Annotated in this window: 8 protein-coding genes and 1 pseudogene; 8 read left to right on the top strand and 1 reads right to left on the bottom strand. The window is 60.8% G+C overall.

Features of this window, described 5'->3' with window-relative positions; all coding sequences use genetic code 11:
* A pseudogene (locus LY622_RS15885) lies at positions 1–498 on the top strand (aldehyde dehydrogenase (NADP(+))); the annotation flags it as partial.
* Positions 499–561: 63 nt separating this feature from the next.
* Here LY622_RS15885 and LY622_RS15880 read toward each other — a convergent pair.
* Positions 562–1,305: a FadR/GntR family transcriptional regulator gene (locus tag LY622_RS15880; protein WP_234291793.1), complete on the bottom strand. Its 744-nt coding sequence runs from the start codon at positions 1,303–1,305 to the stop codon at positions 562–564.
* A 214-nt stretch (positions 1,306–1,519) separates the two neighbouring features.
* Here LY622_RS15880 and LY622_RS15875 point away from each other — a divergent pair, with 214 nt between their 5' ends.
* The 7 genes from LY622_RS15875 to LY622_RS15845 form a co-directional block, all read left to right on the top strand.
* Complete coding sequence (locus LY622_RS15875) at positions 1,520–2,497, top strand: TRAP transporter substrate-binding protein (protein WP_234291792.1); 978 nt, start codon at positions 1,520–1,522, stop codon at positions 2,495–2,497.
* Positions 2,498–2,557: 60 nt separating this feature from the next.
* The gene (locus LY622_RS15870) at positions 2,558–3,115 is read left to right on the top strand and encodes a TRAP transporter small permease (RefSeq protein WP_234291791.1); all 558 of its coding nucleotides are present in this window, start codon (positions 2,558–2,560) and stop codon (positions 3,113–3,115) included.
* Entirely contained in the window at positions 3,112–4,392 is a 1,281-nt protein-coding gene (locus LY622_RS15865; RefSeq protein WP_234291790.1) for a TRAP transporter large permease, read from the top strand. The genes LY622_RS15870 and LY622_RS15865 overlap by 4 nt, the downstream gene beginning before the upstream one ends.
* A gap of 15 nt (positions 4,393–4,407) precedes the next feature.
* Positions 4,408–5,433 carry a 4-hydroxythreonine-4-phosphate dehydrogenase PdxA gene (locus LY622_RS15860; RefSeq protein WP_234291789.1) on the top strand — a complete coding sequence of 342 codons (1,026 nt, stop codon included), beginning with the start codon at positions 4,408–4,410 and terminating at the stop codon, positions 5,431–5,433.
* Between the two features lie 29 nt (positions 5,434–5,462).
* On the top strand, positions 5,463–6,635 hold the full coding sequence (locus LY622_RS15855; protein WP_234291788.1) for an L-rhamnonate dehydratase: 1,173 nt from the start codon (positions 5,463–5,465) through the stop codon (positions 6,633–6,635).
* A gap of 8 nt (positions 6,636–6,643) precedes the next feature.
* A complete protein-coding gene (gene araD1 / locus LY622_RS15850) occupies positions 6,644–7,636 on the top strand; it encodes an AraD1 family protein (RefSeq protein ID WP_234291787.1) in 993 nt (330 codons plus the stop codon).
* A 27-nt stretch (positions 7,637–7,663) separates the two neighbouring features.
* A partial coding sequence (locus tag LY622_RS15845; protein ID WP_234291786.1) for an aldehyde dehydrogenase family protein occupies positions 7,664–8,021 on the top strand: 358 nt, incomplete at its 3' end.

Raw genomic sequence — 8,021 nt, 5'->3', positions numbered from 1 at the left:
GCCCGCGGCCAGGCCGGCGAGTCGGCCCACCCCTGCCAGGCGGGGCTTTACGTCACCGCCGCCGAGGACTTCCTCGTTGATCCCGAGCTGCAGGAGGAGGTGTTCGGCGCCACCTCGCTGGTGATCGCGTGCCGGGACGAGCAGGAGATGCAGCGCGTGGCGGCCCAGCTCGAAGGCCAGCTCACCGCCACCCTGCAGATGGACGACGGCGATCTCGCCGTGGCGAAGGGCCTGCTGCCGATCCTCGAGCGCAAGGCGGGACGGATCCTGGCCAACGGCTGGCCGACGGGCGTGGAGGTGTGCCACGCCATGGTTCACGGCGGGCCCTACCCGGCGACGTCGGATTCCCGCACCACCTCGGTGGGCAGCGCGGCGATCTTCCGCTTCCTGCGCCCGGTGTGCTACCAGGCGCTGCCGGAAGGCCTGCTGCCGGCACCGCTCAAGGACGGCAACCCCTGGGGCGTGTCGCGGCTGGTGGATGGCAAGCGCGAGTCTTAGGCCGTGCTACCGCAGGAATGCGTTACATTAAGGCAGCCTCCGGGCTGCCTATTTTGTCGTAACTCAGACTTGTGCAGCGGTGGTATTCAGTTTGCTTTTGGTCGTGCGATAGACGCTATCCAGATGGGCCAGCATGGCGCGTTCGGCTGCATCGGGGTCGCCACGCTTTAGAGCTTCGACAATATGGCTATGCTCATTATAGCTGCGCTCAATTGAGCCTTCCTCTACCATGACCTGGCGTCGAATGTTCAAGCCATAGGCGTACAGCTCCTCAGCATAGCGCAGCAAAAGTTCGTTACCGGCGTACACTGAAATCAGCTTGTGGAATGCCTGATCAGAAAGCTGGAAATGCACCGGTGAATCGAATAGCTTGCTTTGGGCCTCTAGCAGCCGTTCCAGCTTGGCGACTCCCTCTACATCGATCTTCATGGCTGCACGTCGAGCGATGGCGGCCTCAACCACTATGCGGCTTTCGAAGACGCTATCGATGTCGAAACGATTTACCTCCTGCACCGCCTCATCGGGGTGAGCGGCACGAAAGCGGTCCAAGGAGGTGTCGCTGGCGCGGATACGAGTCTTGGCGCCATGGGAGACGCTGATCAAGCCATAACCGGTTAGCTGGGAGAGGGCACCTCGAACCGTCTCTCGACTAACCCCAAACAGATGAGCCAGCTCCCGCTCGCTCGGCAGCACATCTCCATCACGCAGCAAGCCTGTGAGGATCATTTCGATCAGCTTTCCGGCCAGGATGTCCTTCTTGGTCTTGTTCTGAAGAGTCTTCTCGAAAGCGAAAGCCAGGTTCTCCATGGGTGTTCCTCCATTAACTGGTATTGATGCTAGACCACAATGCACGTGATTGGCAACGAATTGCCTCAATCGCGTGCTTGAATAGCCAATGGAAGCGAAAATTGGCTTGACAATGCGATGGCGTGCTATCTAGATTACACCACAACTGGTATGGAAAGCCAACCAGCAGACCAGTTGTAACTTCCTCCTCCGACAACAATTAGGGGTTCATGCCATGTTCATGAAAATTATCGGACTGTCAGCACTCTCCTTCGCTATCGCAGCCTCTCACGCGCATGCTCAGGACAAGATCGTCTTCGGCATTGGCGGCTCTCCCCAGAGCCTGCAGGGCCAAACCGCCGAGGAGTTCACCCGTCGCCTGCAGGAACGCCTGGGTGACGACATCCAGGTTGAACTCTATGTGAGTGGTCAGCTCGGAGATGAGCGCCAGCTGATTCAGCGGCTGCGCATGGGGACCGTCGATCTCGCCGCCATCTCCTCGATCATGTCCTCGGTCTCTTCTGACTTTGCCCTCTTCGACCTGCCCTACCTGGTTAAGGACCGCGACCACCTTAAGCGGATCGACCAAGAGATCGTTATGACCGATCTGTCGAAGAGCGCTGAGGATAACGGGCTTAAGATCCTCTCCACTTGGGAGAACGGTTTCCGGCACATCACCAATAGTCGCCGTGCAGTGAACACACCCGAGGACCTGAGCGGTCTGCGCATCCGCACGCCTCAGAGTGATTGGCGTACTCGCATGTTTTCCACATGGGGTGCCAACCCCACGCCGATGGCCTTCTCAGAGGTTTTCGTCGGCTTGCAGACTGGCGTTGTCGACGGTCAGGAAAATCCCCTCAGCAATATCTACGGTGCCCGACTGCATGAGGTTCAGGAGTACCTGTCGCTCTCCAGCCATGTCTACACCCCGATCTGGCTAACCGCTGGACAGGGTGGCTGGAACCAGTTCTCCGAGGAGGTTCAGGAGGCCATCGCCGAGGCTGCTGCCGAAACCCAGGAGTGGGCTCTCAATCGTGGGGCAGAACTCGATCAGGAGCTGCTCGAGACGATGCGCACGGCGGGGGTGCAAGTGAACGAAGTGGACCGTGATGCCTTCGTTGCCGCCAGTAACCCCGTCTATGAGGTCTTCGCCGAGCGCGTGCCAAATGGCCAGGAGTTGATCGATCGTGCCATGGCACTAGCTGACGACTGATCCCATAACGATCGGGCGTCTTACGGGCGCCCTTTACCCTTTCTAAGAGAGTCGCACGCCATGGTCTCCAACATCGACCGCACTCGTTTTTTCGTCGAGAAGCTATTGGAAGTCTTCACCGTCTTCCTGCTGCTGTCCCTGACCACAATCGTGCTGGCCGCCGTGGCCTTTCGTGCCTTCGGCAGCTCGCTCATCTGGTACGACGAGGTCGCTTCAATCGGGCTGGCCTGGTTGACCTTTTATGGCGCCTGTCTGGCCGCACTGAAGCGGGCGCATATGGGCTTTCCGGGCATTGTTGCGAGTGCGCCATCGGCCCTGCGCAGCTTGTTATTCATCGTTTCTGAGCTGATCGTCATTGGCTTTTTTCTGGTTATTGCCTACTACGGTTATCTCGTTCTCGACATCCTTGCTTGGGACCGCTTGGTCTCGATCCCATCAGTAAGCCTGACCGTCACCCAGTCAGCGATTCCGATTGGTGCTGCCCTGTTCATCGTCTGTGAACTGCTTAGTCTGCCGGGGGCCTGGAAGAAGATGCGTGCCGGCGTGGACAGCGAGCACGAGGCGATCGAAGAGGCTATTCGCCAGGCCGAAGAAGATCTCAAGGAGCATCGCGCATGATTCTGCTGATCGTCATTGCCGCCCTGTTCGCCCTGGTTCTGATCAATGTACCCATCGCCGTTGCCATTGGCGTGGTCGGGGTGGCGGGTGTCTATTTGAACATGGGCCCACAGTTCCTGATGAACGTGCCCCTGACCCTGTTCAACGGAGCTACCAACTTCCCGCTGATCGCCATTCCGTTGTTCATCTTTGCTGGTGCGCTGATGAACACCTCTGGCATCTCCACCCGGCTGATCAACCTGGTAACTGCCCTTGTCGGCTTCGTGCGTGGTGGCCTAGCCATGGTCAACGTCGGGGTATCGATGTTCTTTGCCGAGATATCCGGCTCTGCTGTTGCCGACGTGGCCGCCACTGGCTCGGTGTTGATTCCGGAGATGAAGCGCAAGAAGTATAACCCGGAGTTCTCTGCCGCCATTACTTCGTCTTCGGCGTCGCTGGCGGTGATCATCCCGCCCTCGCTGTCGATGATTTTGTATGGTGCCATCGCCGAGGTCTCCATCGTTCAACTATTTGTAGCGGGTATTATCCCCGGCATTCTGGGTGGCTTCGGCCTGGCTTGCTTCTGCTACTACTACGCGGTGAAGTACGACCTGCCGAGGGAAGAGGCCTTCTCATTGGGTCGGCTCGGCAAGGCCTTTAAGGAAGCTGCCTGGGCATTGCTGCTGCCGGTGATCATCCTCGGTGGCATCTTCGGCGGCTTTGTTACTGCCACTGAGGGCGCAGGCATCGCTGTGTTCGCCGCCCTCGTGATCGGCGGGCTGATCTACCGTGAGTTCAACCTCAAGCTCCTCTACCGCGCGGTCAACGAGGGCGTCATCCAGACCGCTGTGGTGATGCTGCTGGTGGCCACCTCGGCCGTGCTAGGTCTGTTCCTCACGGAGATGCAACTGCCACAGCAGCTCGCGCGACAGATCACCGCCCTGACCGAGAACCCCATCGCAGTACTCGCGCTGCTTAATATCCTGCTGCTACTGCTTGGCATGTTCCTGCACGGTGCCGCGGCAATCATTCTAGTAGTGCCCATCGTGATGCCCCTGGTGAATCAGATAGGTATCGATCCAATCCATTTTGGCCTGATCCTCACGCTGAACCTGGCCATCGGCCAGCAGACTCCCCCGGTCGCCTCGGTCCTCGCCACCTCCTGCTCCATCGCCAAAACAGACATGTGGAACACTACCCGCGTCAATATGCCGATGATCGGGGTGCTGTTCATCGTGCTGATGCTGGTGACTTATATCCCGGCCATCCCCTTATATCTCGTCGATCTCTTCTACTGAGCTGGAGACCTTCTCATGAGCGATTCACGCCCCGTCATTGCCGTTATTCTTGGTGACCCCGCCGGCATAGGCCCGGAACTGGTGGCCAAATTATTCAACGAAGCCGGACTTTTCGACGATGTCCATACCGTTCTCCTCGGCGACCGCTGGCTGTGGCAGGAGGGACAGCGAGTGGCTGGCATCAGCCATTCGCTGCCCGAGGTGAGCGAGTTCACCGAGGCGCGTCGGCATCCCGGCCCGGTATTCCTGGCGATGGACACGATCTCCGAGGGAGAGGTCGACTACGCGGAGGAGACCGCCGCCGGCGGCGCCTCGGTGCTGGCGCTGTTGACCCGCTGCATGGACGCTGCGCTGACTGGCGAGGTGGATGCCATCTGCTTCGCACCGCTCAACAAGTTCTCGATGAAGAAGGGAGGCCTGAAGTACGAAGACGAGCTGCACTTCTTTGCCGATCATCTCGGTGTCAACGAGTATTTTTGCGAATTCAACACCTTGGGCAACCTCTGGACCGCCCGCATCTCGTCGCATATCCCGCTCAAGGATGCCGCCGACTATATCACCGAAGAGCGTATCGTCGCTGCCAGCCGGTTGATCTACGACTCGCTGCAGCTGGCCGGCAATGCCGCGCCGCGAGTTGCTGTGGCGGCCTTCAACCCCCACGGTGGCGAGGGAGGCACCTGCGGACGTGAGGAGATCGATGTAATCGCTCCCGCCGTCGAGGCTTGCCGCTCCCAGGGCTATCCGGTCAGCGGCCCGTTTCCCGCCGATACGCTGTTCATCAAGGCTCGCGACGGTGCGTTCGATGCGGTGGTCACCATGTACCACGATCAGGGCCAGATCGCCATCAAGCTGCTGGGGTTCATGGAGGGGGTAACCGTCCAGGGTGGCTTGCCCATCCCTATCACCACACCCGCCCATGGCACCGCGTTCGATATCGCCGGACAGGGCAAGGCCAATGTCGGCCCGATCCGCAACGCCTTCGTCATTGCCAGCCGCATGGGCAAGAACCTTCGCCAGCAACGCCTTGCCGCCCACGCGTGAGCGCCATCTCTCTAGATAGGAAAGTCACAATGAAAATTACTCGCGTCCGTACCCGTGTCTTCGAATGGAAGGGTCATACCGTGCCGGCCCAGCCGCACTTCTGCTCCAACGCCATGGATGAGCTTTGGGATCGTGGCGACTCCATGGGTACCTTCCGTTTCCACGGCTGGACCACGGTGGAGATCGAAACCGACAGCGGCATCGTCGGCCTCGGTAACGTTGCTCTGGCACCGCGTATCGCCAAGGCGATCATCGATCAGTACCTGGCACCGCTGGTGATCGGGCAGGACCCCTTCGATTACGAGTACCTGTGGCAGCGCATGTACCGCTCGACCCATGCCTGGGGACGCAAGGGTATCGGCATGGCGGCGATCTCCGGCGTCGACATTGCCATCTGGGACCTCATGGGCAAGGCCGTCGGCAAGCCGGTCTTCAAGCTGCTCGGCGGCCGTACCAAGGAGAAGATCCCTTGCTATGCCTCCAAGCTCTACCGTACTGACCTCAAAAGCATGCAGGAAGAGGCCCAGTCCTATCTCGACCAGGGCTTCACTGCGATGAAGATGCGCTTCGGCTATGGCCCCAAGGATGGCCCCGTTGGCATGCGCGAGAACCTCAACAGCGTGGCTGCGGTGCGTGAGGTAATCGGCGAGGACATCGACCTGATGCTCGAGTGCTACATGGGCTGGAACCTGGAGTACACCAAGCGCATGCTGCCCAAGCTCGAGCGCTTCCAGCCACGCTGGCTAGAGGAGCCGGTGCTTGCCGACGACATCGATGGCTACGCCGAGCTCAACCGGCTCACCAGCATCCCGATCTCCGGGGGCGAGCATGAATTCACCTCCTACGGCTTCCGCCAGTTGCTGGAGAAACGTGCGGTATCAGTGATCCAGTACGACACCAACCGTGTCGGCGGCATCACCGCCGCGCACAAGATCAATGCCATTGCCGAGTCGTTCAGCGTGCCGGTCATCCCGCATGCCGGCCAGATGCACAACTATCATCTGACCATGTCGACGCTGGCCTCACCGATGTCCGAATTCTTCCCGGTCCACGACGTGGAGATAGGCAACGAGCTGTTCTATTACCTGTTCGAGGGCGACCCCGAGCCGGTCAACGGTTTCCTCGATCTCGATGACGACAAGCCGGGTCTGGGCCTGACGCTCAACGAAAAGTACTTCGACCAGTTCCATATCATTGAGTGAGGCTGAACATGCGACTGATCCAGTATCTCGAGGAGGGACAGCCACGCGCTGCCCTGGTGGAGAGCGATGAGGCCGTCAGGCCGATTCGTCTTGATGGAGGCACCTACGCCCTGGCGCGCTTGGCCATCGCCAGCGGGCAGTCTCTTCAGGCGGTGATCGACGTTCGGCTTGACGACGACCTGGTCGACTACCAGCAACTGATCGACGAGAAACGCCTGCTGCCGCCGCTGACCCACCCCGATCCGGCCCACTGCCTGGTCACCGGCACCGGCCTCACTCACCTGGGCAGTGCCGATACGCGCTCGGCCATGCACGCCAAGACACAGGTCTCCGAAACGGAACTGACCGACTCCATGCGCATGTTCAAGCTTGGCGTAGATGGCGGCAAGCCCGCCCCCGGTGAGACCGGCGCCCAGCCGGAGTGGTTCTACAAGGGTGACGGCGCCTGCGTGGTCCCCCCCGAAGCGGAGATTCCGGTACCCCCCTTTGCCGAGGATGCCGGCGAGGAGCCGGAGCTGGCCGGGCTCTATGTGATCGGCGACGACGGCCGCCCGTGGCGGGTCGGCTACGCTATCGGCAACGAGTTTTCCGACCACGTCACCGAGCGCTTCAACTACCTGTGGCTGGCCCACTCCAAGCTGCGCGCCTGCAGCTTCGGCCCCGAGCTGCTGGTGGGCGAACTGCCCGACCACCTGGAGGGCGTCAGCCGCATCGTGCGAGGCGGCGAGACCGTATGGGAGAAGCCCTTCCTCACCGGCGAGGCCAACATGGCCCATAGCCTGGCCAACCTGGAGCATCACCACTTCAAGTATTCGGGCTTTCGCCGCTCCGGCGATGTCCACGTGCATTTCTTCGGCACCGCCACCCTGAGCTTCGCCGATGGCATTCAGACCCGGGACGGCGACCGTTTCGAGATCAGCCTGCCCACATTCGGCCGGGCCCTCCGTAATCCACTACGCTTCGAGACGGAGACGCCTCCTATCGATGTGAAATCGCTCTAGGGGCTGCATGACACAAGGAGTTTATTTATGACCCTGCAAGGCAAGATGCTGGTCGGCCAGGAGGCCGTCAGCGGCAGTTCCACGCCCATCCATGCCGTCAATCCCGCCACCGGCGAAACGCTTGAGCCCACCTACGGCGGCGGCGGCAAGGCCGAGGTCGAGCGCGCCTGTGAACTGGCCGAGGCGGCCTTCGGCGCCTACCGTGAGACCACCCTCGAGCAGCGCGCCACGTTTCTGGAAACCATCGCCGCCGAGATCGAGGCCATCGGTGACGGCCTCATCGAGCGTGGCATGGCCGAGACCGGCCTGCCCCGGGCGCGCCTGGAAGGCGAGCGCGGCCGCACCTGCGGCCAGCTGCGCCTGTTCGCCAGCGTGGTGCGCGCCG

This window comes from Halomonas alkalisoli, from assembly GCF_021412585.1.
Taxonomy (GTDB): domain Bacteria; phylum Pseudomonadota; class Gammaproteobacteria; order Pseudomonadales; family Halomonadaceae; genus Halomonas; species Halomonas alkalisoli.
Note: the sequence above shows the minus strand (reverse complement) of the source record. Positions and strands in the feature narration are given on the sequence as shown.